The sequence below is a fragment of the Sphingobacterium sp. BIGb0116 genome (assembly GCF_024808035.1).
In the GTDB taxonomy this organism is placed as follows: Bacteria; Bacteroidota; Bacteroidia; order Sphingobacteriales; family Sphingobacteriaceae; genus Sphingobacterium; species Sphingobacterium paramultivorum.
The window spans coordinates 1-24,643 of the sequence record NZ_JANUDT010000012.1; the positions used below are offsets into that span (position 1 = coordinate 1).

Annotated in this window: 26 protein-coding genes; 13 read left to right on the plus strand and 13 right to left on the minus strand. The window is 38.5% G+C overall.

Annotated elements, in window-relative coordinates:
• Window positions 1-1,457 (plus strand): two-component regulator propeller domain-containing protein (locus tag M2419_RS24235; RefSeq protein ID WP_259255767.1); only part of this gene is annotated, 1,457 nt, incomplete at its 5' end.
• Window positions 1,458-1,594: 137 nt separating this feature from the next.
• On the plus strand, window positions 1,595-2,206 hold the full coding sequence (locus M2419_RS24240; RefSeq protein ID WP_153845613.1) for a hypothetical protein: 612 nt from the start codon (window positions 1,595-1,597) through the stop codon (window positions 2,204-2,206).
• A 182-nt stretch (window positions 2,207-2,388) separates the two neighbouring features.
• Here M2419_RS24240 and M2419_RS24245 read toward each other — a convergent pair whose 3' ends face one another.
• From M2419_RS24245 to M2419_RS24275, 7 genes are all read right to left on the minus strand, one after another.
• The gene (locus tag M2419_RS24245; RefSeq protein ID WP_182332489.1) at window positions 2,389-3,279 is read right to left on the minus strand and encodes a hypothetical protein; all 891 of its coding nucleotides are present in this window, start codon (window positions 3,277-3,279) and stop codon (window positions 2,389-2,391) included.
• A 59-nt stretch (window positions 3,280-3,338) separates the two neighbouring features.
• Window positions 3,339-3,734: a hypothetical protein gene (locus M2419_RS24250; protein WP_153845611.1), complete on the minus strand. Its 396-nt coding sequence runs from the start codon at window positions 3,732-3,734 to the stop codon at window positions 3,339-3,341.
• 11 nt (window positions 3,735-3,745) lie between these two features.
• Window positions 3,746-3,979 (minus strand): hypothetical protein, encoded by a 234-nt coding sequence (locus M2419_RS24255; RefSeq protein WP_259255768.1) that lies wholly within the window; start codon window positions 3,977-3,979, stop codon window positions 3,746-3,748.
• Entirely contained in the window at window positions 3,960-4,541 is a 582-nt protein-coding gene (locus tag M2419_RS24260; RefSeq protein ID WP_259255769.1) for an SOS response-associated peptidase, read from the minus strand. Before M2419_RS24260 ends, M2419_RS24255 begins: the two co-directional genes overlap by 20 nt.
• A 112-nt stretch (window positions 4,542-4,653) precedes the next feature.
• Window positions 4,654-5,127: a hypothetical protein gene (locus M2419_RS24265; protein ID WP_259255770.1), complete on the minus strand. Its 474-nt coding sequence runs from the start codon at window positions 5,125-5,127 to the stop codon at window positions 4,654-4,656.
• Window positions 5,128-5,143: 16 nt separating this feature from the next.
• Entirely contained in the window at window positions 5,144-5,746 is a 603-nt protein-coding gene (locus M2419_RS24270) for a DUF4375 domain-containing protein (protein ID WP_153845608.1), read from the minus strand.
• A gap of 113 nt (window positions 5,747-5,859) precedes the next feature.
• Window positions 5,860-6,321: an AraC family transcriptional regulator gene (locus M2419_RS24275; RefSeq protein ID WP_153845607.1), complete on the minus strand. Its 462-nt coding sequence runs from the start codon at window positions 6,319-6,321 to the stop codon at window positions 5,860-5,862.
• A 173-nt stretch (window positions 6,322-6,494) separates the two neighbouring features.
• On the opposite strand from M2419_RS24275, the gene M2419_RS24280 reads away from it, so the two are divergent.
• Entirely contained in the window at window positions 6,495-7,640 is a 1,146-nt protein-coding gene (locus tag M2419_RS24280) for an Atu1372/SO_1960 family protein (protein WP_182332492.1), read from the plus strand.
• Window positions 7,641-7,888: 248 nt separating this feature from the next.
• Complete coding sequence (locus M2419_RS24285) at window positions 7,889-8,125, plus strand: hypothetical protein (RefSeq protein ID WP_112374587.1); 237 nt, start codon at window positions 7,889-7,891, stop codon at window positions 8,123-8,125.
• 674 nt (window positions 8,126-8,799) lie between these two features.
• Here M2419_RS24285 and M2419_RS24290 read toward each other — a convergent pair.
• Window positions 8,800-9,285 carry a CinA family protein gene (locus M2419_RS24290; protein ID WP_153845605.1) on the minus strand — a complete coding sequence of 162 codons (486 nt, stop codon included), beginning with the start codon at window positions 9,283-9,285 and terminating at the stop codon, window positions 8,800-8,802.
• 90 nt (window positions 9,286-9,375) lie between these two features.
• Window positions 9,376-10,032 carry a response regulator transcription factor gene (locus M2419_RS24295; protein WP_153845604.1) on the minus strand — a complete coding sequence of 219 codons (657 nt, stop codon included), beginning with the start codon at window positions 10,030-10,032 and terminating at the stop codon, window positions 9,376-9,378.
• A gap of 385 nt (window positions 10,033-10,417) precedes the next feature.
• Between M2419_RS24295 and M2419_RS24300 the strand changes: the two genes are divergently transcribed.
• The 9 genes from M2419_RS24300 (at window position 10,418) to M2419_RS24340 (ending at window position 21,053) form a co-directional block, all read left to right on the plus strand.
• Window positions 10,418-10,696 carry a hypothetical protein gene (locus M2419_RS24300; protein ID WP_159732314.1) on the plus strand — a complete coding sequence of 93 codons (279 nt, stop codon included), beginning with the start codon at window positions 10,418-10,420 and terminating at the stop codon, window positions 10,694-10,696.
• Between the two features lie 384 nt (window positions 10,697-11,080).
• On the plus strand, window positions 11,081-11,962 hold the full coding sequence (locus M2419_RS24305) for a DJ-1/PfpI family protein (RefSeq protein WP_153845602.1): 882 nt from the start codon (window positions 11,081-11,083) through the stop codon (window positions 11,960-11,962).
• Window positions 11,963-12,053: 91 nt separating this feature from the next.
• Complete coding sequence (locus tag M2419_RS24310) at window positions 12,054-12,311, plus strand: hypothetical protein (RefSeq protein WP_153845601.1); 258 nt, start codon at window positions 12,054-12,056, stop codon at window positions 12,309-12,311.
• 736 nt (window positions 12,312-13,047) lie between these two features.
• Window positions 13,048-13,758 carry a TetR/AcrR family transcriptional regulator gene (locus M2419_RS24315; protein WP_153845600.1) on the plus strand — a complete coding sequence of 237 codons (711 nt, stop codon included), beginning with the start codon at window positions 13,048-13,050 and terminating at the stop codon, window positions 13,756-13,758.
• 347 nt (window positions 13,759-14,105) lie between these two features.
• Window positions 14,106-14,870, plus strand: a complete 765-nt coding sequence (locus tag M2419_RS24320) for an SDR family oxidoreductase (protein ID WP_153845599.1) — start codon at window positions 14,106-14,108, stop codon at window positions 14,868-14,870.
• A gap of 6 nt (window positions 14,871-14,876) precedes the next feature.
• Window positions 14,877-15,521 (plus strand): TetR/AcrR family transcriptional regulator, encoded by a 645-nt coding sequence (locus M2419_RS24325; protein WP_153845598.1) that lies wholly within the window; start codon window positions 14,877-14,879, stop codon window positions 15,519-15,521.
• Between the two features lie 57 nt (window positions 15,522-15,578).
• The gene (locus M2419_RS24330; protein ID WP_200845712.1) at window positions 15,579-16,931 is read left to right on the plus strand and encodes a TolC family protein; all 1,353 of its coding nucleotides are present in this window, start codon (window positions 15,579-15,581) and stop codon (window positions 16,929-16,931) included.
• A 4-nt stretch (window positions 16,932-16,935) separates the two neighbouring features.
• Entirely contained in the window at window positions 16,936-17,982 is a 1,047-nt protein-coding gene (locus M2419_RS24335; RefSeq protein ID WP_153845596.1) for an efflux RND transporter periplasmic adaptor subunit, read from the plus strand.
• An 11-nt stretch (window positions 17,983-17,993) separates the two neighbouring features.
• Window positions 17,994-21,053 carry an efflux RND transporter permease subunit gene (locus M2419_RS24340; RefSeq protein WP_153845595.1) on the plus strand — a complete coding sequence of 1,020 codons (3,060 nt, stop codon included), beginning with the start codon at window positions 17,994-17,996 and terminating at the stop codon, window positions 21,051-21,053.
• Window positions 21,054-21,303: 250 nt separating this feature from the next.
• Here the strand turns inward: M2419_RS24340 and M2419_RS24345 are convergent, their stop codons facing one another.
• The 4 genes from M2419_RS24345 to M2419_RS24360 all read right to left on the minus strand — a co-directional run bounded on the left by M2419_RS24345 (window position 21,304) and on the right by M2419_RS24360 (window position 24,591).
• Window positions 21,304-21,825, minus strand: a complete 522-nt coding sequence (locus M2419_RS24345) for a thioredoxin domain-containing protein (protein ID WP_259255772.1) — start codon at window positions 21,823-21,825, stop codon at window positions 21,304-21,306.
• Window positions 21,826-21,832: 7 nt separating this feature from the next.
• Window positions 21,833-22,288 (minus strand): redoxin domain-containing protein, encoded by a 456-nt coding sequence (locus tag M2419_RS24350; protein WP_182331734.1) that lies wholly within the window; start codon window positions 22,286-22,288, stop codon window positions 21,833-21,835.
• A gap of 96 nt (window positions 22,289-22,384) precedes the next feature.
• Complete coding sequence (locus tag M2419_RS24355) at window positions 22,385-23,431, minus strand: cupin domain-containing protein (RefSeq protein ID WP_182331732.1); 1,047 nt, start codon at window positions 23,429-23,431, stop codon at window positions 22,385-22,387.
• 338 nt (window positions 23,432-23,769) lie between these two features.
• Window positions 23,770-24,591, minus strand: coding sequence for an alpha/beta fold hydrolase (locus tag M2419_RS24360; RefSeq protein ID WP_075992963.1), 822 nt, complete (start codon window positions 24,589-24,591; stop codon window positions 23,770-23,772).
• Window positions 24,592-24,643 lie beyond the last annotated feature (52 nt).

The window sequence follows — 24,643 nt, forward strand, 5'->3', positions numbered from 1 at the left end:
CGCTTTTTATCCTTTTTGCAGGTTTGACAATTCAAGCAAACGCACAAAACTTATTCCCTGTAAAACTCGAAAATTGTAAGGCTGAAAAGTTTTGCCTTGACTGTGGAGATATAAAAGCAGGTTATGAACAAAATGAGTTCACAAAATTACAAGACAAACTGAACAAGGAATTGAACTTACAAGGAATAAAAGGTGCTGTAAAATTTCAGGTTCTTGTTGACGCAACAGGTCACGCTTGTGTATTAAGTCATACTGACCAATCAAACAATCCCATTTCATTGAAAATTATTGAAGAACTTAACAAATTCGACAAATGGACACCGGCAATAACAGGTGGAAAGGCTGTAGAAAAGTCGTCCATCAACTTAATTTTTGCAATAAACAACAACAAAATTTCGGGACAGATTGAGCCGATTGATATGAAGATTTTTAATAAGTCATTTGATACACCAAGTAGCCCAGAGATATACAATAAAACCTACGTGTACAAAAACGGAAGTTTAAAAAATTACAAAATGACAGTTTGGAACTCTAGTAACTCAAATCTTCCAAACAATATGAACGACCATATCACAATTGACAAAAATGGACTTGTTTGGCTGACTTTTGATGAAGGATTAGTAACTTTTGACGGAAAAGAATTCAAAAATGCAGAACAAGATATTACTGACAAAGGGAAATTCTTTTCCTATTATGCATTAACAACAGATAATGAAAATATTAAGTGGGTTTATGGCACTAAAAATATTTACAGTTTTGACAATGTAAAATGGACAAAGTATGACTCAACAGCTATTGGAATAGATGGAGCCTATGAAATTGTAAATAATCAAAAGACTGGGGAAGTATTTTTCTGCTCTGACGAAGGCTTGACAATTTACAAAGATCGAAAATGGACGAATCTAAATAAAAGTAAACTCAAAGACCTGCCATCAAACAGGGTATATTTCGCAAAGAGAGATTCAAAAAACAGAATTTGGATTGGAACCTATAGTGGTACAGCTGTAATTAACGAAAATAATCAGGTAACTAACTTTGAAAACACAAACACCATTTTGAAAGGAAAATGTATTACTTCAATGGACGAAGACGAAAATGGTAATCTTTTTTTTACGCTTTTCGAGTTTGACGGAAAAGTGAAAGGAAAAGTAAACAATGATGAAGGAATTGCAATTAGATACCCAGACGGAACTTTCAAACAATTTACGACCGAAAATTCAGGAATGCCTTTTAACCATGCAAATTGTGTTCTTTACGACAAAAATGAAAAGATCCTTTGGATTTCGACTGACAGAGCCGGCTTAGTAAGATATGACTTAAAAGATGGCTGGGAAAATTATCACAATGAGAACTCTGATATTCCAACTTCATACATTTCAACAATGACTTTTGATATGAATGGGAACTTGTATCTAGCGACACGACAAGGATTAGTAAAAATTGAGAGAAAACAATAAATACTCCTGATAATAAGGTGCCCCTAAACAGTATCTAAACATCACAATGCACATCCTTTACAAAAAGATAGTTTGAATCAAGTCATTAATAAAAAGAACAGACTTCTGGGAGAAATAAAAAATTTAAGATAGAAATTATGAAAAGAGTAACAATCCTTTTATTTCTAATTACCCTAAGTGGTATCACATTTGGTCAAGAAAAACTTTGGGTAAAACAAACCAAGGTAAATGATGCGATGAAATTCGAATCACAACTCAATCCAGACCCGAAATTTTTAAATCAAAATATTTTCATGTCATCTGATTACTATCCTTACCTGGAAAAGTATCCTCTCCAAACCCCAGTAGTCGTAGAACGATCAGCGGTAGATTATTTGGCATTGTCTGTTGAATATTTTTTTTCAGAAAAAGACTCATTACTCAGAATAGTTTCTTGCAACTGGGAAGTAAACAGGTATAATAAATCAATGCAGAAGCTTGCTAAGGGTTGGAAAGAGGAGAATAAAAAACTTGACATCTACAATAAGGAATACGAGCGAATAAAAAAGAACATGATCCAAATATTTGGTCTAGCAAACTCTGATGATCAAGAACCCAAAAGTGTCAAATCACCATGGGATTCAAGCACTTATTTAACCCGCGAAACAGTTTGGGATAATATGGATCTACATGCTCAGCTGGATTTAATTTTCTCGGACAATACGCATCGAATCAGGTTGACTTACTACTGGAAAGATAAACAAAATTAGAAAGTCGAATCTAATGGAAACATTCAGAAATGAACTATCACAAACGAATATTCAAAGATGTCAACAATTCAGATAATAGCGACACCTCAAGTGAGACGGCTTTTCATTACAAACCAGAGGAAAAGTTGGACTATTTCGCCGCTCGAACGTTTTCAAAGTGGACTGCCTGTCAGAATAGTCAGTTACTTGGATTTGTCATAGAATGACTGTAACTCATCTTTTGATTGCGTGAACTTAAAATATTTTGGTTCGTGTAAAATAGAATTGAAATAAATTTCCTGCATCCTTTTCTTGTCCTGTAATTCAGCAAATGCACTGAATTGTGCAATCAATGTACTGTAAAAACCACCAATATGCCATTCATTGTATGCTACTGTTTTATCGTATCCAATCCATTCAAAGTCTGCGTAGTCAAAGTTTTTAAAGTAAAAATATTCTTTGCCATTAAACTTTGGAAGTTTGTCGCAAAACTCAAGTATCTTTTTATTGTTTTTCATCATCTGTAGAACTTTGAAGCGTCCTCCAACCAAAGCATCCATCATATTTAAAAAGAAGATTGCCTTTTCAGTTTCGTCCTTAAACCCTAAACTGTCTATATTGAAATTGTACTTACTCAAATCAGCTTCGTTAAATAATGAAGTTATACCCCCATGGATACGATAGTAGTAGTTATCAAGCAACCATCGACTATCAATCTGCTTGGATAGAACTTCATTTGCGACTGCAGCAGCTGGTATTGCCGTGACTTTTTCGTTGGTCCTATTGTAATGAATTTCGCGGATAACATACCATAATACCAACTCTTCATCATTTGGTCTTGCAAGAAAGCGTGTTTCCAAAATTGTATGGTCACCTTTACCAACCGCAATTAAAGCATCAACAATAGAATTCAGCTTAGGTGTCCGTAATGAGTCAATTGATTTGGCAAATTGACCTCCTCTTGCATCTGTATTATAGGAATAGAGCTCAGCAATAGCTATTAAATTATGGAGGTCTTTTTGGTCAAGCTTTATTTGGGCTTTAGCAAAAGTCGTTGCTGCCAAAAGGACAAAACTTAGAAAGTATTTCATCATGCTTCGTCTATGTATTTGCATATTTGTTCTATCTGCTTCTAATTAGTTTCCTGAAAACGTTACATCTTCCGCGCCAAAGGCCCATCCTTAGTGACCAGACTAGACCAACCGGGACAAGAGCCCACGGTTAGTTTCGCGATCAATCTGGACGCTAGAAATATATTGGCCACTGTTTCTTCACCAAAATCCCAGGTTACTTCAACAGGCGAACTCGCCTCAAATGGTTCAAGATTCTCTTTGACAAACTCCGAAGGATTTAAAAACGGTAGATTTTCCTTTTTATGCCATTCAGATTCGCTCGGAGTAGGGGCATGATTATATAACCATATATCTCCAACTATTTTATCCTCTTTTTCCTCATTCAATAAGTATGCATAACAGACCTTATCGTCATCTTCGATAAGTACGGCGAACTCAGGGCGATCATTTGATACATATTTTGTTAAACTTCCCATTGGATACTGATTTAAAACAACGAAGTCTGTGCCGTATCACTCCCCAATGGCGGTAATCCTTCCCAATCAAATTGCTCATAACGATGCTTACCATCGGGGCGGTTTGGATATCCTCTCAATGTATACACTGGATAATGTTTCAACTTTTCATTGGGCATTTCAAATAAGAAAATCGGTGGCATATCTTCTTCGTTAATATCCTCGATCCATTGACGCTCGAGATCCTCAGGCAAGAATAAGGGCATACGGTTTATTGGGCCCATCATTATGGATATTGGCCATCACGTCATTGGCTGCACGCGTGAGCATACCAAAAGACCCTACACGTTCAACCACGCCATCTTCATCCACCGTCTCATGCCACTGATACAGACCTGGTAAATAGAATAGCTCTCTCCCCGCTTCACCGATGAAATAAGGGACTTTCTTTTTCCAGCCCTTTACCGCACGATGTTCAAAAGTACCACTCACAGGGATAAGGCAACGTTGCTTGCGCAAGCGATACCAATAGGATTTTTTATCCTCCAGGATACGTTCGCTACGCACATTGATCATATTGCGCCTACGATCGGCCTGCAGCTTGGGATCGTCAATATAGGTAGGCAATACCCCCCACTCCATCTCGGTCAAGGCCAGCTGGCTTGAGTCCTTGTCCTTATACAGGATCGGATATTTGGGAAAGGTAATGGCCTGCACGTTTTCCAGATAGTCATAATTGTAATCCAATTGACGGCGCTCGTCCCGCAATTGCGGAAAGGTATTTTTGATAATCTCAATATCGGTATGGAGGCTAATATCCCAGCACATAATGGAATCCTTTTTTGTTTGGCTTTGATACGAATATACGCAATTTGTGCTTTAAATATGGATTGCCCTACAACAAGAAAATGGCTGCTTTCTGGTTCGGACCGGATCTGATTTAGCGAAGGATCTCTATAGCAAATACTTTCTTTTGGGTCTGCCCATCGGTAATGGTAGCCACTACCCGACCATATTCTAGGGAGAATAGGATATCGATCGGATTTTTGCGCTGAAACCTGGTCTTGGTACGCAGGTAATTGACAATATTTTTCTCGTAGAGCTTAAGCATACGCTTATCCCAATTCTCCTCCTTGATGCGATTGAGGAAGATCCGATAGCCTGATCCTGTTTCCAACAAGCTTTCGATCTTATCGGTATCCTGCGGCAACTGCAAAGCTCTTCCCTCCTTTGCCCCCAGTTGATGGGCATGCTGATCGGCGGCTTGCTTGTCATCATACGGTGTGAGCAGAAAGCCTGTCTTTTCCTTGACATCGGGCCACTCAAAGCGCTGCAGCACAAAGTCGGCATAGCCCGACTCGACGAGCGCGCGAAACGAACTTTTGGTGACTTGTTCAAAGGGATTGTACAGCATAGGACTAAGATAGGATTTAATCAGTAAACTCTTTCTTGTTCTTTCGGATGTAGTCAACCTGAATTTTTTGCAAGTTTTCAACGTCATTAAGTTTGTAAAACTCCTCGTCAAATTTGTTTAACGGATTGTTCTCATAAGATTTACTAAAACCTTCTACCGTACCATCCTGATCTTCGGTTATTTTCGATTTCTCCTTTTCAAATGTGCTGTTTGCTCGCTCGGTCAGATCAGCAAATTTAGTAGCGCCAACTAATTTCAACGCTTCTGGCAGCGCAGTAGCAAATTGACCGCTTGAATTAAAATAAAACTGGTTATAACCACCATTATTTACTTCTGCTTCTAATCGGCTGATCATATAAATTGCTTGTCTAGATTTGTTCCAAGACAAGACGATTTCATATTCTTTATCATATGCCGCCGATAACTTACGAAAGAGGTTATCATAGACGACTTCCAATAACATGTTATCCGATGTCGTATCAATAATTTGCTCGGTTAACGGAGTCTGAATTGATGGCTTATTATTATTTTGCTTCGTAGGTTCGGAACAGCCAAACAAATTTAAAATCATTATTATAATTCCAATGGTAATAATCGGTGTTCGCATTGATTTTATCATCTTTAGATTTTTTTATTACTCAAATATATACATTGATTTGCCATACTTTTGTGTTTTATGTATCTCGCCAAAGTATGGCTGCTACCGCGGCTATCTGAAGCAAAGATTAATCATCACCTACCCATTAGGACTCCTTTCTTTGCCACATTTGGTGTGCTCTTCATAATAGATTGATAAGAAGATGTAAATGCAGATAAACTCTTATACCCGACCAGATAACCTACTTCGGAAAGTGTATATTTTTTCTGATCGATCAACTCAATACTTTTTAAAATTCTTATAAGCTGATGATATTTTTGAACTGTGATACCTGTCTCCGATTTAAATATACGTTGAAGTGTTCTGGCCGACATAGCAACCTTATCTGCTAATAACTCGATATCTATACCGTATTTAAAATTACAATTAATCTCCTCACATATTGGGATCAATTTTTCATTGGATGGAATAGGTATTTGAAGATTCGTGTTTTCAGAACAAAAATTTGGCAAACTGTTTAATATGGCCTGCAAAAAATGGTATTGCTCTATATTATCTTGAAGATTTTTACTCCACTTGGCAGCATACAAAAGCATTTCCTTCAATACCACGGGTGCCGCAAAAACACGTACTGATTTAAAAAATTCGAATTCCCCATTCTACTTTCCGTCAGGCCACATTTGATGTTGTCGCTTTGCATATACTTATTGGCATATTCCATAAAAAAACAATAGATAATTTTGTATGCTCATTTAAAATTACAGTAAATATGAATAGAATATTTCTTGCATTCACATTTTTGTTACTACTTGTATTAACGGACAGATCTTTGGCAATGCAAAAACAAGCAAACATCCTTATACTAATTCATTCAGATGAAGGTGGTACCTACGAAATTGCAAAAGAGGTTGCGAAAGGAATTGAAAACAATGGTAACTCAAAAGCAATTATTAAAAGAGTCAAATTTATTGATAATCCAAAACTCAACCATATCCCGGTCGCAAACGTTTCGGAACTTTCGTCATATGATGGAATTGCATTTGGTTCTCCTGTATATTTTGGGAACATAAGTACGGCAATGAGTGAGTTTTTTGCTCAGACAACAACACTATGGTCCAAGCATGAATTAGAAGGGATGCCAGCCATGGTCTTTATGTCTGCAGGAAGTGGTGCAGGACGAGAGTTAGCTATGCAATCCTTTATGAATATGCTTGCGGTCCATGGAATGGTCCTGGTTCCAAATGGTATAAGGGGAAATGAAAAGCTTGACAAAAGTATTCCGCAAGGTAATACTGTTCTCGGCACGACGAGCCTTGCTTCATTAAAAAATGTAGCTCGTCCTTCGGATGACGAGCGACTCTTAGCTTCCGAACAAGGAAAATATTTTAGCAAAGTAGCACTTGCTTTGAAAGGTACATTTGGGAAAAAATCTGTCAAGACTCCTGAAGTGGCGACAAAGGACATTAACCAGATTTTGAAAGAAAAACATATAACTTTACCCAAAGTACCGGCTCCTGCTGGAAATTACCAGCCTTACGTAAGAAGCGGTAATCTGGTTTTTATTAATCAATATGCATTAAAAGACGGGAAATTGATTAATCCTGGAAAAATTGGCGTAGAAGTGACAGAGGAACAGGTAAAGGAAGCAACAAGAATAACAATGCTCAATATAATAGCGGTATTGAGTGACGCAGTAGATGGTGATTTAAATAAAGTCAAAAAATGCGTGCAATTAGTGGGAATTTTCAATGCCTCAGAACCGTTTTCAGACCACGCAAAGTTAATGAATGCAGCTTCTGATTTAACAGTTGAAATATTTGGAGAACAGGGAAAACATGCAAGAGCCACACTTGGAGCATCATCTATTCCTGGAAATTCTTCTGTAGAAATACAAGCAATATTTGAAATAGAATAAACATTAGGAATCCAATTAAAACAACGAAGTCTGCGCTGTATCACTCCCCAATCGTGACAATCCGTCCCGGTCAAATTGCTCGTAACGATGCTTTCCATTGGGGCGGTTTACTATTCCCCCAACTAGTGCATTATGGGGAGTAAATTATATTTTAACGTCGATATTCATTGGCTCGGACGCTTTTTTTGTATAAAACTAAACTATTTATTTTCTAAAGTAGTTCATAAATAAACCAAAACATGCATATTATGGCACTTACAACAGGAAATGAAGACAAAGTAACGAAAGAAGTAGAACAGCAAACTTCTAAAATTCCCTCGATTTTATTCTTGGCGGCATCACTTGCAGCGATGGGAATTTCAGCTGCATTAAAATGCTGCAAAACAAAAGATGATAATACAGCTTTGTTCGTCGGTCAATGGGCGGCACCGTTTTTATTATTGGGAATTTACAATAAGATCGTTAAGACTGAAGGACACGATTAATAGGTTTTATTTTTTATGGTTGATTTTAGAGGCTGGTCTTAGGATCAGCCTTTTTTCATTTTTATCAAACCAAGCTCTTAAAAGAATTGTCCATCTATTGTCGATCGTTACGTATCAGTTTAGATTGATTGATTTAATTGTATGGTCAGGTTTTTAGGCCTGGCCATTTTAAACGTATTTTCCGGTCCTAAATGGATCTGTCTATAATTTAGTTAAGGGGCTAATCGAAAGATTAGTCCTTTTTTTGAAAAATAATGAACCATTCTATCAGAATTATGTTCTTCACCAGGTTAAGTTAGTTTGTTTTAGTAGTTATAAAGGTCGGGGATTCATGTCACCGGCCTTTTTTTATTTTTTGTAAACCATTATTCAAGTTTAGTTGTACTTACTTTGGATATTTAATGAATAGATTGCAGGCTTGATTGTATCGCATTTATCAGGCCTGCATTTTTGAAAATTCTTTCCCAACAAGGGATCAATATATATCGGCTGGATCGTTCCAGCCTTTTTTATAAGGTAGGTATTTCTCCGGACTCGATCATCGCCATAAAAATATCAGCTTGATCTCTGGTGAGCCAAGAGTTGTAATTGAAATGTACTCGCCAGCCTTCTGTAAAAGACTATTGCGTTAAAGTAGTTTTGAAACCCTAAGATAAATTTGAGAGGAAAAATCACTAAAATAGCTTTGCAAGTATACCTTCAAAGGTGACCAAAATATTTTCGCCATATTTCTGCTGTGCTTTTGCACCTAAGAAATTTTTACTCAATTCTGTTTTTTCGGAAACGATTATCTGCATTTTATAGGATATTGCAAAATATGCATACAACTTAAAATGTGACTCTTCCACTGGCGTTGCATAACCGGTAACACCTATACCAAAATCAGCATTAAACAAGTGTGATGCCTGTAGTGCCATATCTTCGGCGATCTGAGACGACACACAATCACATTCTCTGGCCTCATCCTTATCGATTCCCAATAAATTTACCTTCTCTTCAAGCGTGTAAGCTGTAATCCCACCTTTAAAATTAACTGCAGCATTTTCGATCTGGGACAGCATAAACTGAAGCTGTCCAGCTGTTACACTTTCGGCCGTTGCGACAGTCTTACGATCAAGTAGCTTGCCAATACGTTGAATTACGTCCTTATCGAGTTCCATCTTATACTTATTAATTTAAACCTATAGCCTTAGCAGACCTTTTATCTACTCGGAATAATAAATCTTAAATCCGTTATTGACCGTAAGCATTTATTGTAGTAGTTTATTTTGAAAGGCGAACCGCACTAGATCAGCTGTATTTTTTGTTTTTGTTTTATCAATTAGCTGCTGCCGGTGCCCCTCAACTGTACGTTTGCTCAGAAATATCTGATCTGCTATTTCAGCGTTTGTAAAACCACGTGAGATCAGTTCCAAAACCATTAATTCCCTTTCAGAAATATCGTAGCGATGATAGATAGCTTCTTTATCGATATAAATGGGTCTATTTAGCTGAAAATGATCGAGAAGTGATAGACCTATTTCCATTGAAATATATCTTTTACCCTGTAATATGTTGAATATACCTTGAACAAGTTCGTCATAATCCGAATTTTTCGATAAAAAGCCAACTGCTCCCGCCCTAAATGCATCAGCAACGGTATTATTATCCTCGATCATTGATAAAACAGCAACGTCAATTTCAGGATATTTGGCCTTCACTTTATGGATTAATGTAATGCCACTCATCTCTTCCATTTTGAGATCTGTAATTATAAGATCAGGTGTCTCGCCTTTACCTAAGAATTCTAGCGCCTCAACTCCATTTCCCACCTCCCCAACAATGGAGAGCTGCTTATGTGACTCCAATATTAGCCTAAAGCCGTTCCTTACCAATGTGTGATCGTCAACAAGTAATATTTTATACATCGTAGTAGAGAAAATCGTGTGTTATATGTATTTCAGAACAATTAGCCTGCCATTTTTACATAACCAGAAAGTTTTAAATCTATATTTTAAAATTTGTAATAATTACTTATAAGCCCAGGTATTATTACCTTCCATGAAATATATGCTACAATTTCTATCGTGTCAACATCCCCTTATAATTTTTATAAAAAGTTTCCATCGCACTTAAAATTGGATTATGAACTTTCGATGTATTTAGAACCTTATTGCTGAAACTTAATATTCGCAGTTAAAGTACTTCGTCAGACTATTACAGTGATTTCAAGTATTAAATGACTTATATTGCGTAGTTTATCAGCTAACGAAACCGATCCCAAGAAGGTTCACTTTATATATTTATTAAAAGATGAAAAAAAACCAAATTATGCAGGATCGGTATCAAGGTATACTTATCGTTGCATTCGCAATTGTTGCACAACAGGGCCCCGAGGATCTTCCGAACGATGTGCCAGACAATCCTGAAGAGGAATTATCAGAAAATGAACCCGATGAAACTCCAGAAATGCCCGATCAGGATGATTTAGGCATCGACGAAGAACTAGGAGACGAAGAAGAAAATGAATTTCCTAAACTTGACGAACAGGAAGAAGACGAAAGAGAGTTAGATAACAATGGAAGCATTTAAAATCAAACTGTCTTTTCATTTTATGAAATAACCAACGCGTTAAAGCTATATTTGACCGCATCAAAGCACCCTTTCAAATTGAACTCAGAGGCCCGAGCTGCATCAATATGTGCTCCCGTACTGGAACTTTTATTTTGGACATCTGCTCCATGATAATTTTTGAGATCTGCTGACAACTCATTTTACCCTGCGAGACTACCTTTTTTTCTTCAGCCATGACCGTTTGACGACATTGTCTGGGTGCTGTTTTTTTTTTACAAATATTTTTTAGGCGAAACAGCACGGGTTTGGATATTGTTATCTCTTAAAGATTTATAAAATGTGGAAAGTTTGACATTCGAAGCTTATCAATAGCACGAATTACAAACAATAAAAAATATTACTATGTCATTATTTTCAAACGATTTGAGCAAAGAGCCTGTATTTGACGGCATTGGTTACGAACCTTCTTTTTTTTCAAGAAAGACGATGGTTACGACCAAGACAAATTACAGTAAAAAAAAGTACAGTGATATCAACAAGGACACCCGAAAAAAGATTCTTGTGCTCTGCACAGAAGAACGGTATATGACCATGAAAAATGGAAAGAAGTTTTCAACGGGCAATCATCCGGTCGAAACACTGGTTCCCATTCTTCATTTCGAACAGGCTGGATTTGATGTTGACTTCTACACACCAACAGGTGCTCCTGTAAAATTTGAGATGTGGGCTATGCCGTACGAAGATGAAAACATCGGTAAAATCCTCGACAAGTATAATACTCAATTTTCAAACCCGCACAACCTGAGAGATTTTATAGCTGACACGAATAAAGGATATGTTGATTACGTTGCCGTTTTTATCCCAGGCGGGCATGGCGCAATGCTAGGACTACCTGAAAATAATGATGTCAAAGAACTGATCAAATGGGTAGTAGCGGAAGATAAATATCTATTGGCAATCTGCCATGGCCCCGCAGCGCTCTTAAGCGTAGCAGATTGCGGAGACGCTGAGTTTTCTTTTAAGGGATATAAGATTAATTCGTTTCCTGATGAAATGGATAAGATTTTGCCAGAAAGTGGATACCAGCCCGGTGAGATGCCCTGGTTTTATGGCGAAAAACTCAAACAGCTTGGAATCGAAATTCTGAATAAAAAAATTGCCGGCGATTGTCACGTTGACAGAAAATTAATTACTGCAGATAGTCCGTTAGCGGCTGATAAATTCGGGAAACTCTGCGCAGATGAACTTCTTGCCTATGAAAAATCAAAAGTGGAAAATGAATAGGTAGCGGAAGCCATATGGATCATTGCAAAGTCTTGCCAACGTTTTCAAAATTTGAACGATCATTTTTAAGAACTAATGAATATTTCAATCTATGTCAAAAACTAAAATATATAAAGACATACCGGTTATTTTAACAACGGAAACAGAACAGTTATTTGATTTTGAATTAGGTGAAAGTGGTCAGGTAGGCCAATATGCCAAAATATCGTCTGAAGGACACGAACTAATTATAGGAGTGGATCTCAGTTACCTAGACGGAGATATGCCCGAGAAATGGAGGCAACCTGCTGTTCAGAAACTACTTGCTTTAGTAAGGGATGATAACAAAACAATCGGTGATTTAAATTAATTCTTTTTCAAATACAAGCCTCCCTTATTAACCGATAAGGGAGGTTTTCTGACTATATATCCATTTAGTTACTGAACCACAGCCTAACATGGAGATGGTTAACCGTGTTGTCGGAATGGCAGACGAACTCAGAAGGCCTATGATGCTGATTGTGTGGGCGCGAAAAAGGCCGGAATAAACCAGCCCTGATATATATAGTTATGATCCCAATAATGGGATAGTCGGTTTCAAAAAATGCTGGCCTAACAAGTGCAAATCAAGCCAGCAAAAGCAATCTTCTCATTTTTCGCATAAAGGACAACCGAAATATAATATTCGTTTGAAAAAAATAAAAAAACCTTGAGGAGGGGGATCTCAAGGTTTTTACTACCTGTTATTAACCTAATTTATGAAAAGTACCATTATAACAATGGCTAATTCGCTTTCATTTGATATTTTATAAAATAATCAAATAGGCCCTTTACTTTGCAGATGCGATGGCAACGGAATTATCCCACGACGGTTCAATGCTTAACCCTGGAATTCCTCTGGTTTGATTTAGATTACAATATTTTTGGAACCTTTGAATCGTTCGGAAAACTACCTTTTAAAATAAAGAATGGATTATCCTATTGCAAACTTAAAAACAGAGGCTCATAATATAAGATTCTGTTGCTGTTTTTAACACACAAAAAGAATTTAGCTAATCTATTTGTTATAAAAATCTTATCTTTATCTACCTACTAGTAGATAGATTATGACAACAAGAGAGAAAATAGTCAGCACAGCGGCAGAAATGCTATCTAACAATGGTTTCAATGCATTCAGTTTCCATGACATCGCAAGCGAAATAGGGATAAAAAATGCTTCAATACATTATTATTTCCCAACCAAATCAGACCTTATCATCGAGATAATACATTATTCTCAAAATATACAAGCTGCTTTATTTGAAACAATATCGCAACAGAAACCGGAGGAAAAGCTATCTCTACTGATCGACTTTTATGTGGATTTAGCTGATAAAGGACAGATGTGTCCCATTGTTTCCATTTCCTCGGATATGAACGATATAGACTCCAATATCAAATTGGAAGTAGGAAAATTTTATGATCTTCTTTCGGGTTGGCTTGCTTCGGTAATTGAAGAAGGAATAACCAAAAATGACTTTGTAACTACGCAAGAGCCGCAGGACAAATCGATTGAAATATTGAACATTCTGGCCATGTTACCTATTTTATCTCGTCTGGGTAAGGGACGTGAAAGTCTCACTAAACTTAAGCAATCTGTTATGGATAATCTGGTAAAAAAAGATCACTTAGATAATAAAATAAGTTTGCTTGCGCAAGAGATTGAACAACAAAAGGAAACCATTGCACATCAAGCAGCTATTATAGCAGCTCATAAAAAAGTTATCTCCCTCTATGAGGCCAATGACACTATACAACAATGGCTACCCCAAAAATAAGAATATTACCAAATTAAATTTATTCAATAGAAGAAGGAACTTTAAGATTAAAAATCTAAAAATAATAACACCTTCCTAAAACCTGACATTGTATAAGGTATTCTAGTAAGATTTGTTACCAAATGAACCCTCTGCAAATTCATTGGTCTAAATTATTTATAACTTCAGTACTGCAAGTAAATTCCAAAGGGACAGTAGCCAAGTGGTAAATGTTATTGCCTATTTCATTTCTGAACTCCCCATCGAATTATATCTTATCGTCAAAAAAGACATTTTGTAAAAAATATTTTTTTTATTGAACAGTGTTCAATAGATTTGCAGTATCATTAATTTAAATTTTTTGTAAAATGAAAAAAGCATTAGTAACCGGAGCCAGTGGCGGTATTGGTAAGGAGGTTGCAAAACGGCTGGCAGCAGAGGGATATCTTCTAACCTTGGTTGCACGCAACGAAGAAAAGCTAGGCTCGCTGCAAGAGTCTCTAGGACGGGACCACCATCACATCCTACCACTCGACCTAACCAATCAAGAGGATATAATTTATCTCAGTAATCATTTAGTCAGCAATAAGTACGACCTATTTATCAATAACGCAGGCAATGGTACTTATGGTAGATTTGTTGACATTCCATTGGAAAATCAGATCGAGACGATGACACTCAACATGGAAGCTCTCGTTGCTCTATCCTATGCATTTCTAAAGCATGCAAAATCTGGAGATGCACTGATCAATATAGCTTCGATCCTAGCACATTCCTCATTACCAGGAGGTGCCGTATATGCGGCAACAAAAAGTTTTGTCGCCAATTTTTCTGAATCTCTGTGGTACGAATTTAAAAATAAGGGTATATTTGTCGCGGGCTTTAACCCGGGTGCAGCCGACTCTGATTTCCATTCAAACGCAGGGAGCCAAACGAGTGCATTTCCTAAATTTGTTGTTTCCTCAGTCCAGCAAGTTACTGATGAACTGATAAATGCAATAAGCAAAAGAAGCAAACCAAGAATTGTTCAGGGGTTAAAAAATAGATTGATGCTATTTGGCTTTAGATTCTTAAGCCGAAAAGCAGCAGTTAAAATCATGGGTAAAATCAGTCCGGGAATGTCCCATTCCTAAAATGGAATGAACAATATTTTAACGATTCATAGTTATCATAAAATGAGTATAGCAGAAAGAAAACAGGAAGAAAAACAGGAAATGCGTAAACGTATTTTGGATGCTGCACGAAAGATATTTCTTGAAAAAGGCTATGAAAACACCAGCATGCGAAACATTGCGAGCGAAATCAATTACAGTCCTGGAACAATCTATTTCCATTTTAAAGACAAGAGTGAAATTTTTCATGAACTTCATAAAGAAGGCTTCAGGATAATGCTATCACAATTAAAAGTGCTAGACCATGTGGCTGATCCTTTTGAACGTCTTAAAGCCGTAGGAAGAGCCTTTATTCAATTTGCGCAGGATAATAAGGATTATTATAACCTGATGTTTATAGCCGACGAACCGGAGAAGTCATCTCAGAAGGGTGGTTTTCAAATTGCGCAGGAAGCGATCAATCACCTATTGGGGCTCGTAAAAGAATGTCAGGCACAGGGAAGGTTTAAAGGAATGGATGTTGAGTACTTTTCGTTTATGATACTTTCATCGATGCACGGCATATGTGCCTTATTTTGTAAGGATCGCACAACCATCTTTCAGAACAAGACCAACGAAGAGCTCATGAAATATGGATACGAATGCTTCGTTTCATTATTGGAAAAAGGATAGTCCTTTTTTTTACACCTGTATTGAACACCGTTCAAATTAATTACAATGATCAAACTAATGGAAAATATTTTATTTTGGTGCAGCTTATCCTGCACCATTTTATCCGTACAAATTACAAGGGCACAAAATCTTCTGAAGGATTATATCCAACAAGGGCTCCAGTCAAACCAGATCATCCATCAGCAGGATTTCATGCTTGAAAAAAGCATATATGCTCTTGAGGAGGCAAAAAGTATGTTTAAGCCCAATGTCACTTTCTCGACTACCTATACAAAAGCAGATGGTGGTCGCACCATAGATATTCCAGTTGGTGACATGCTGAATAATGTTTACTCTACCTTAAATCAGCTCACTGGAACAAGCTCTTTTCCTCAGTTACAAAACCGAAATGAACAGCTTAATCCGGATAATTTTTACGATGCAAAATTCCGTGTTACCCAGCCGATCTTAAATGCGGAAATTAGCTATAACAAAAAGATCAAATCCAAGCAGATTGACCTTCAAAAAACGGAAGTCCAGCTCTATAAACGTGAGTTGGTCAAAGAAATCAAAACTTCATATTACAATTATCTGAAAGCCGTCAATGCCGAAAAGATCTACCTCTCCTACCGTAAACTTGTTGCTGAGGGAGAGCGTGTTAATAAGAAACTTTTTGACAACGGGAAGATCAACCGGACAGCAGTGATACGCAGTAAAAATGAAGTTTCTAAAATAGACGCTTCAATAATATCTGCTCAAAAAACAAAGGAATCTGCACAATTTTACTTTAATTTTCTGCTGAACAGACCCTTATCGGACAGCATTGCGGTTGATGAAATAACCACTTTGCCAGAGCAGGACCTATCCCTTATGGACAATGTTTCTGCTCGTGAGGAACTCTCAAAACTTAAAATAGCAAAAGGGATCAATGAAGACCTGACCGGACTGGCAAAATCATACCTCATCCCCAAAATTGGCGCAAGCATGGATCTGGGTTCGCAGGCTTTTGACTGGAAATTCAATAAGCAAAGCCGTTACTATTTAATGGGGGTGTCCTTACAATGGGATCTCTTTGCTTCAGGTAAAAATACCAATCGTATAAAACAGGCCATTGCAGAGCATCACGCTATTGAATCCCAGACGGGATATGTTGAGCAGCAACTATTGACCGAACTCAGAGTCCGTCAGGCCAATATGCTAAGCGCTATTGCGCAATATCAAGCCGCGCAAAGCCAGTTGACAACAAGCCAAACTTACTACAAAGATGTAGCACTGATGTACAAAGAAGGCATGGCCATCTATATCGAATTGCTGGATGCACAAAATCAATGGGTAGACTCCCAGCTTCAGGAAAATATCGCCCTTTTTGACACATGGATTTCTTATGCAGCAATTGAACGTGCCGCAGCTAGTTTTAACATTCAAAAATAAAAAAATGAAAAAATTTCAATTCATACTTCTTATTTCGGGCCTATTTATTCTATCCTGCAATGAGGAACCAAAACGTAAAAGTTCACTTAGTGAACCCGATATTATATCAGTCAAAATATCCCCTATCTCATCATTGAATACTTCCGGTACCATACAGGTGACTGGCTTAGTGAGTACAGAAGATGAGACCAATTATTCATTCAAGATAGGCGGAGTTATCAGCAGTATTCTAATGAATGAAGGACAATTTTTCAGAAAGGGACAACTTTTAGCGACCCTTAATACAACGGAGATCGCAGCCGGCGTTGCCCAATCCGTATTGGGCGTAGAAAAGGCTCAACGCGATTATGCCCGAGCGGCCAGTCTGTACAAGGATAGCGTCTTCACCCTTGAGCAATTACAAAACACAAAAACAGCTCTTGATATAGCAAAGAAATCTAAGGAAGCCGTTGCGTTTAATGAACGGTACGCAAAGATCTATGCTTCTTCAGATGGTTTTGTAGCTAAAAAGATTGCCAGTGAAGGTGAAGTTGTTGGTGGTGGTATGCCAGTGCTTTTAACCAATTCGGTTAAACAAAATACAAGCTATATATTAAAAGTTGGCGTAACGGACCTTGAATGGGCAGAAGTAAAAATAGGACAGCTTGCAAAAGTTAAACTGGATGGTTATCCTGATCGAGTTTTTCAAGCAAGTGTTTTAAGAAAGCTACAGTCTGCTGACCAACAAATCGGTTCTTTTCAGGTTGAACTAAAATTAAATCTAAAGGGTGTAATCCCAGCTGTTGGTATGTTCGGTAAGGCAGAAATTGCCACAGACCAACAGCAAACATCCATTGTTATCCCTTACAGTTCACTTGTCGAAGCCGATGGAAAAAAAGCCTTTGTATTTACGGCTATCAGCAACAACAAAGTTAAAAAAATACCGGTCAATATTGAAAAGTTTGACAATGATAAAGTTTATCTAACAGGACAGCTTGAGGGAGCCAATAATATTGTCGTTTCAAACAGTGCCTATCTGAACGAACAGTCCATCATTAAAATAATCAAGTAATCCTACATCCGATGAAAATAACAAATTTCGCTGTAAAGAATTATCAGTTTACGCTGATCATATTCGTTCTTTTCGCAGTTGTTGGGCTGTTGACACTGTTCACTATGCCGCGATCGGAAGATCCGACAACACATTCGCCACAATACATCATTACTGCGATATATCCGGGTACCAGTCCCAAAGATATGGAAGAACAGGTTGTAAAACCCATTGAAAATAAGATATACGGACTCGATAACATTGAAAAAATCCTGACTTCGGTTGAAGATGGAGTCGCTGTAATCCAGCCAAAATTTAAGTATGGTGTTGATGTTGACAATAAATATCAGGAAATTTCCACGGAGATCAATGCACTTAAAAATAGTGAACTTCCCAAGGATATCCATCTCCTCAAGACCGAAAAAGTCGCTTCTTCCGATGTCAAAATTATCCAGGTAGCCTTGGTTTCCAATATAGCATCTGCCAAATTGCTGCGCGATCAGGCGGATATACTCAAAACCCGTCTGGAAAAGATAACCGACCTTAAGGAAGTCAAATATGCCGGAATTCCTGAACAGGAAATCCGGATTGACATTCAGCTGGATAAGCTGGCACAGCTAAAAATACCACTGGGTATGGTAATAGGAAGTCTCCAGAGTGAAGCGGCTGATATTCCGGGTGGAAGCATCAACCTCGACAGTAAAGTGTTCAATGTAAAGACAAGCGGTAAGTTCAAAAATGTGGATGATGTTGCCAGCACGGTTATATACAACGCCAATGGCAAAATTGTTTACCTACGGGATGTGGCTGAGGTCAGTTATAAAGACGGAATAGTAAATCACATTACCCGACTCAATGGACATCGCTGTATCCTAGTGACAGCAGCAATGAAGGACAATGTCAATATCAGCAAGGTAAAAGAAGAATACACGCCTGTATTGGACGCGTTCAACAAAGACCTTCCGGAAAACATCAAAATGGTCAAAAATTTTGATCAGGCGGACATGGTATCCAAACGATTGGGACATTTGGGTTTTGATTTTGGTCTTGCGATCCTATTGGTTGTTATCACCCTGCTCCCACTTGGGTTCCGTGCCTCATTGATCGTTATGATTTCCATTCCATTATCACTTGCACTGGGCTTGATCGCGATGAATCTGATGGGCTACTCGCTTAACCAGCTGAGTATCGTAGGACTTGTTGTGGCTTTGGGATTATTGGTTGATGACAGTATCGTTGTAGTAGAGAATATTGAACGATGGCTCAGGGAAGGTCATTCAAAAACAGATGCTATCTTAAAAGGAACCAAGCAGATTGGCATTGCTGTAGTTGGCTGTACGGCTACGCTGGTCATCGCCTTTCTTCCCCTTGCTTTCCTTCCCGATATTGCTGGTGAGTTTATCCGTAGCTTACCAATTGCGGTCATTACAAGTGTGCTTGCCTCAATGCTCGTAGCGCTTACCTTAGTCCCGTTTTTGGGTAGTAGGATGCTAAAAACGCATACACATGGTGCTGGAAACTTTTTCCTTCAAAAATTGCAGCAGTTTTTAAGTTTCTCTTATCGCAGGATGATGCCTTTAGCACTATCCTGGCCCAAGGTCACCGTAGGAATCTCACTAATTTTGAGTGTAGTTGCCTTTCTGCTATTTCCATTGGCAGGGTTCAAACTTTTTCCGACATCTGAAAAACCGATGTTCCTGATCAACATCAAATTACCTTTACAGGCCGATATTCCTGAAAGCGACCGAGTGACGAAACTTGTTGAAAAAGAATTAAAGCAGCATAAAGAAATTGTATATTTCACTTCCAATGTAGGGAAAGGTAATCCGCAGATCTATTACAATGTACATCAGCAGGATATCAAACCGGATTTCGCGCAGATATTCGTTCAGATGGAAGAAGAAGCCAACCCAAAGTCCAAACAGGAGCTGATAAAATCATTACGCAAAAAGTTTGCTGATTTTCCGCTCGCCAGAATTGAGGTGAAGGATTTTGAACAGGGAACTCCTATTGAAGCAAACATTGTTGTGCGTATATTCGGGGAAAATCAGAATATCCTAAGAGCGCTCTCTTTTAAAGCCGAAGAAATTTTACGGAAACATCCGGGAACATTCTTTGTAAACAATGAGCTCAATGCCTACAAATCCGATGTAAAAGTAACCGTTAGCAAAGAAAAGGCAAGGACCTTGGGCGTGCTGACCAGTGATGTTGACAAGGTGATCCGCATGGCGGTTGCAGGACTTAATGTGGGTGATTACATTGATAACAGAGGTGATTCACGTAATGTAGTAATCACACTTCCGCGTGAAAAGTTCGCTAACCTTGGTGCCCTAAAGGGACTTTATGTAAACAATCTCCAGGGAACACCGGTCCAAATTGACCAGATTGCCACTATTGGTTTCGAGACCTCTCCGACCGCCATAAATCATTTTAACAAATCGAGATTTGCCAAAGTCACTTCGCTTACCAAAGACGGCGTATATGCCAATGACATTCTAAAGGATATTGTTCCCCAGCTCGATAAAATGAAATTACCTCCGGGCTATTATTACAAATTGTCAGGTGAAGCAGAATCAGAAGGTGATGCATTGGGTGGAAATTTTCTTTCAGTGATCTTGCTCAGCGGTTTCCTATTTGTTGGTGTACTCCTACTGCAATTCAAGACATTCAAAGGAATTATTATCGTGTTATCGATTATACCGCTCGGGATACTTGGAGGTGTCGTTTTCTTGTTGTTGACAGGTAATCCCATGTCTTTGGTATCCATTATCGGTTTTATAGGACTTTCAGGAATTCAGGTAAAAAATTCACTTTTGTTGGTGGACTTTACAAACCAGCTTCGTTTAGAAGGACATAGTATTGATGACGCGGTGAATTTGGCTGGCGAAACACGTTTTCTACCGGTTGTTCTGACTTCGATAACCGCAATCTGTGGATTGCTTCCTATTGCGCTGAATCCTAACCCGCTTATCGCTCCGCTAGCAATAGTGCTGATTGGAGGACTGATCAGCTCAACTATTCTTTCAAGAATTGTTACACCAGTGATGTATAAATTAATTCCTCCACAGTTGGAAATGGAGGAAAAGGATTAACATTGATCGAGTCGATCTAAGGATTATAGATCCATTAAACGGCTACCAATAGGTAGCCGTTTAATGGATCTAAACAGATTAAAATAATATAGAACAAACTTATGGCCCATAATTGCGGATCATTATTTTTAGCGTATTGTTTACTGTAATCTCAGATGGAATGAACTTCTGGAATCATCTTATGGTATCTGCGATGATAGCATCCAGAATGCTTTTATTCATTGCTCAGGAATTTCAAGAGTCCTTTTACTTAGATTTCCCCTGTTGACCTAGTAAAAAGCTCAAAAAGGTCCTCAGCCGCGCCATTAAATTTTTTGCCATTCACATAAAACGATGGTGTCCCATTGACCCCACTAATCACTCCGCCCTGAAAATCGGCATCAATTTTATTCACCAGCTCCTCTTTTTGTATATCGGACTTAAACTTTTCCATATCTAATCCTATTTTTTCTGCTATTTTAAAAAGATACTGGTCGTCAAGCTTCCGCTGATTTTCGTAAATGGCATCGTGCATCTCCCAAAACTTATCCTGCAAAGAAGCAGCTTCTGCAGCGATCGCGGCCGGAAGCGCATATTCATGCATTTCTGAAAGCGGGAAGTTTCTAAATACAAATTTCACCTCTCCGCTAAATTTTTTCAAGAGCTTCTTTAGCACCGGATAAGCGGCTCCACAGTAAGGACATTGATAGTCACCATACTCTACGATAACTAAATCGGCATCTAGATTGCCTTGGGCGTGGTCAGTTATACTGACAGGTATTTTTAATGACATAACTATTTTATTTTAAGATTTTAAGAGCTTCCAATATTCCATCTGCACCGGGATTTACCGCCGTTGGTGATTTGTAGCACCATTGGATGATACCTTCTTTATCGATTACAAAAAGAGCGCGGTTGCACTGACCTTCATGCTCATTATAGACATCGTATTTTTTTGCTACCTCACCCTTTGGCTCAAAGTCTGCAAGTAGCGGAAAGTGTAGGTTACGCGACTGCGAAAAAGCCAGATGGCACCATTTGCTGTCCACGGAAATTCCGAACAGTTCTGCGTCATACTTTTTAAAGTACTTGAGCATTTCATTATACAGTGCCATCTGATCACTGCAGACTGGACTCCAATCGGCAGGATAGAATGCTAAAATCACGTTACGGCCCTTAAATTCGGATAATGTAACTTTCTGGTCTGGTGTTGCAAATAATGTAAAATTTGGTGCAACAGTATTTTGTTCTAACATAATTTTATTGTTTAATAATTGATATAGGCAATATGGATGCAGATGCAAGTAGAAAGAACGCTCGTAGAAAAACTTTCTTTTCAGGCAGCATAAGTTTTATTTTTCAGGTTGAATAAAAATCTTCTTAGATGGAAATTTTTCAATTTCACCATCTGCTAAGCCAAAGTTTGTCACCACGACATCTTTAGGATTGCCTGAAAGCCATTCGCTCAGATCAATAGACTCATATTTCCCGTTGTTAAATCCGATAAGAACACGGCATACCGTATCACCTGTATTTTTAATGTAGTGTCCAGCTCCCATGGGTACATAGCCTACGTCACCTGCATTGAACTTTTCGGTGACTACAGTACCCTCGGCAAGAAAAACAGACATCTCCCCCTGGCCCGAAATATAATACTGCCACTCGTCGGCATTCGGATGCCAGTGCATTTCCCGAAGTGCCCCAGGCTGCAATTCAAGAATAGAACCGGCGATGGTCGTACTGATCGGAAATTCCTTACTTGTAACCAATCGCTGAAGACCACCCCCGGGAATGATTCTAGGCTGCTGGGCGTGAAGCGGATAACGATGTAAATTGGTAAGTTCTATGTCAGATTCTTCTGGTCTTGCAGCAGCATTAAACGACAATTCATCCGGGACAATACCTGCGGCGAAATAGGCTTCTTTTTTCGGCAGCGCAGCAACTTCTTCCAATGTCAACCCTAAATTCTGTGCGACAATTTCTGGAGGCATACTGGCAACGAAGTCAGTTACGCTAAACGTGTGGTCTTCGGAAAAATTACCGTTGTCAAATATCAGGATGAAGTGACACTCTTCAGTTCCTGTTGCCTGGATCGAATGTCCATAGCCTTTCGGAAAATACCATACATCACCCGGTTCAAAATTGTCGGTATAGCTATGACCGTCCGGATGAATAATGGTCGTACGAACGGTTCCTGAAATGACGTAGGCCCATTCAGCAGCATTTGCATGCCAATGGAGCTCTCGCATACTGCCCGGCTGTAATCGCATCGATACACCCGCAATTCCGATCGAAGCCGGGAAGTCGGTTACAGAAGCACCTCTGGTGGTACCACCATCATTTGTGCGTGGTTCTTTTTTTTCTAATTCGTACTTGAAGCTTAATGATGTCGTTTTCATAATATTGTTTTTAACGATTGATATTCCTGTTTGTTACTAAAGTAAATTTACCGAAGAAAGGACGCGAGTGATACTGGCTTTCGGTGAACAGGCAAATATGATCGTTGAACGAGTCATGTAACAAAACATTCGTCATTCACATTATTATGGATTGGAGTAGCTTTTAGACTTATTTTTTAAAAAGTTGATCTATTGAGATAGCATGGTACTCGTTCATTAGCGCAAGAAAACTTTGTTTAGTTGAAAGGCTTATAAAATTGAGGTACCATTCTTAATTACTCCTTAACAAAAAAAGTGAGCTATGCAGCTCACTTTTTATATTTTTTGGTAAGGAAGTTTTAAGATTCAATAAAGGCTAAAATATCCTTATTGATCGTCGCAGCCTCTGTTGTAGGCATACCGTGCGGAAAGCCCGGGTAAGTAATCAAGGTTCCATTCTTTAAGAGTTTAGCAGATTTAACGCCGGCATTTTCATAAGGAACAATCTGATCATCCTCACCGTGCAGCACCAGGACAGGAATATCAACTGCTTTCAAATCTTCTGTGAAATCTGTTTCAGAAAAAGCTTTGATACCCTCATAATGGGCAACAATTCCCCCCATCATACCCTGTCTCCACCAGTTTCTCCGAATTCCTTCTTTAATATCCGCTCCCGCTCTGTTATAACCGTAAAAAGGAAGTGTTAGATCGATATAAAATTGTTGTCTATTGTTCAAAGTCTGATCCCTGATATTATCGAATACCTCCATTGGCACACCATCAGGGTTACTTTCATTTTGTACCATGATCGGAGGAACAGCACTGATAAGTACAGCTTTCTTTGCTCTTCCATTAGCATATTTGTTCACGTAACGAATGACCTCACCTCCGCCTGTTGAGTGACCGATATGAATGACATCTTTGAGATCAAGGAATTCAACAAGTTCGGCAGCATCAGCAGCGTACTGCTCAATGGTGTGTCCATAAATATCCTGACTCGATCTGCCATGGCCCCTCCGATCATGAGTGACTACGCGATACCCTCTCTGTAGGAAGAAAATCACCTGTGCATCCCAGTCATCGGAAGATAATGGCCAGCCGTGGTGAAACATCAATACTGGACCCTGTCCTTGATCTTTGTAAAAAATTTCTGTTCCGTCTTTTAGTTTTAAAGTGCTCATAGCTATTTGGTTTAACTGTTAATATGTATTTTCTTTTTGCTACCATAAAACT

What these genes read in the sequence shown, in the direction of transcription:
- M2419_RS24240 (WP_153845613.1), top strand. Translation starts at nt 1,595, where the DNA reads ATGAAAAGAGTAACAATCCTTTTATTTCTAATTACCCTAAGTGGTATC.
- M2419_RS24245 (WP_182332489.1), bottom strand. Translation starts at nt 3,279, where the DNA reads ATGATGAAATACTTTCTAAGTTTTGTCCTTTTGGCAGCAACGACTTTT.
- M2419_RS24250 (WP_153845611.1), bottom strand. Translation starts at nt 3,734, where the DNA reads ATGGGAAGTTTAACAAAATATGTATCAAATGATCGCCCTGAGTTCGCC.
- M2419_RS24255 (WP_259255768.1), bottom strand. Translation starts at nt 3,979, where the DNA reads ATGCCCTTATTCTTGCCTGAGGATCTCGAGCGTCAATGGATCGAGGAT.
- M2419_RS24260 (WP_259255769.1), bottom strand. Translation starts at nt 4,541, where the DNA reads ATGTGCTGGGATATTAGCCTCCATACCGATATTGAGATTATCAAAAAT.
- M2419_RS24265 (WP_259255770.1), bottom strand. Translation starts at nt 5,127, where the DNA reads ATGCTGTACAATCCCTTTGAACAAGTCACCAAAAGTTCGTTTCGCGCG.
- M2419_RS24270 (WP_153845608.1), bottom strand. Translation starts at nt 5,746, where the DNA reads ATGATAAAATCAATGCGAACACCGATTATTACCATTGGAATTATAATA.
- M2419_RS24275 (WP_153845607.1), bottom strand. Translation starts at nt 6,321, where the DNA reads ATGCTTTTGTATGCTGCCAAGTGGAGTAAAAATCTTCAAGATAATATA.
- M2419_RS24280 (WP_182332492.1), top strand. Translation starts at nt 6,495, where the DNA reads ATGAATAGAATATTTCTTGCATTCACATTTTTGTTACTACTTGTATTA.
- M2419_RS24285 (WP_112374587.1), top strand. Translation starts at nt 7,889, where the DNA reads ATGGCACTTACAACAGGAAATGAAGACAAAGTAACGAAAGAAGTAGAA.
- M2419_RS24290 (WP_153845605.1), bottom strand. Translation starts at nt 9,285, where the DNA reads ATGGAACTCGATAAGGACGTAATTCAACGTATTGGCAAGCTACTTGAT.
- M2419_RS24295 (WP_153845604.1), bottom strand. Translation starts at nt 10,032, where the DNA reads ATGTATAAAATATTACTTGTTGACGATCACACATTGGTAAGGAACGGC.
- M2419_RS24300 (WP_159732314.1), top strand. Translation starts at nt 10,418, where the DNA reads ATGAAAAAAAACCAAATTATGCAGGATCGGTATCAAGGTATACTTATC.
- M2419_RS24305 (WP_153845602.1), top strand. Translation starts at nt 11,081, where the DNA reads ATGTCATTATTTTCAAACGATTTGAGCAAAGAGCCTGTATTTGACGGC.
- M2419_RS24310 (WP_153845601.1), top strand. Translation starts at nt 12,054, where the DNA reads ATGTCAAAAACTAAAATATATAAAGACATACCGGTTATTTTAACAACG.
- M2419_RS24315 (WP_153845600.1), top strand. Translation starts at nt 13,048, where the DNA reads ATGACAACAAGAGAGAAAATAGTCAGCACAGCGGCAGAAATGCTATCT.
- M2419_RS24320 (WP_153845599.1), top strand. Translation starts at nt 14,106, where the DNA reads ATGAAAAAAGCATTAGTAACCGGAGCCAGTGGCGGTATTGGTAAGGAG.
- M2419_RS24325 (WP_153845598.1), top strand. Translation starts at nt 14,877, where the DNA reads ATGAACAATATTTTAACGATTCATAGTTATCATAAAATGAGTATAGCA.
- M2419_RS24330 (WP_200845712.1), top strand. Translation starts at nt 15,579, where the DNA reads ATGGAAAATATTTTATTTTGGTGCAGCTTATCCTGCACCATTTTATCC.
- M2419_RS24335 (WP_153845596.1), top strand. Translation starts at nt 16,936, where the DNA reads ATGAAAAAATTTCAATTCATACTTCTTATTTCGGGCCTATTTATTCTA.
- M2419_RS24340 (WP_153845595.1), top strand. Translation starts at nt 17,994, where the DNA reads ATGAAAATAACAAATTTCGCTGTAAAGAATTATCAGTTTACGCTGATC.
- M2419_RS24345 (WP_259255772.1), bottom strand. Translation starts at nt 21,825, where the DNA reads ATGTCATTAAAAATACCTGTCAGTATAACTGACCACGCCCAAGGCAAT.
- M2419_RS24350 (WP_182331734.1), bottom strand. Translation starts at nt 22,288, where the DNA reads ATGTTAGAACAAAATACTGTTGCACCAAATTTTACATTATTTGCAACA.
- M2419_RS24355 (WP_182331732.1), bottom strand. Translation starts at nt 23,431, where the DNA reads ATGAAAACGACATCATTAAGCTTCAAGTACGAATTAGAAAAAAAAGAA.
- M2419_RS24360 (WP_075992963.1), bottom strand. Translation starts at nt 24,591, where the DNA reads ATGAGCACTTTAAAACTAAAAGACGGAACAGAAATTTTTTACAAAGAT.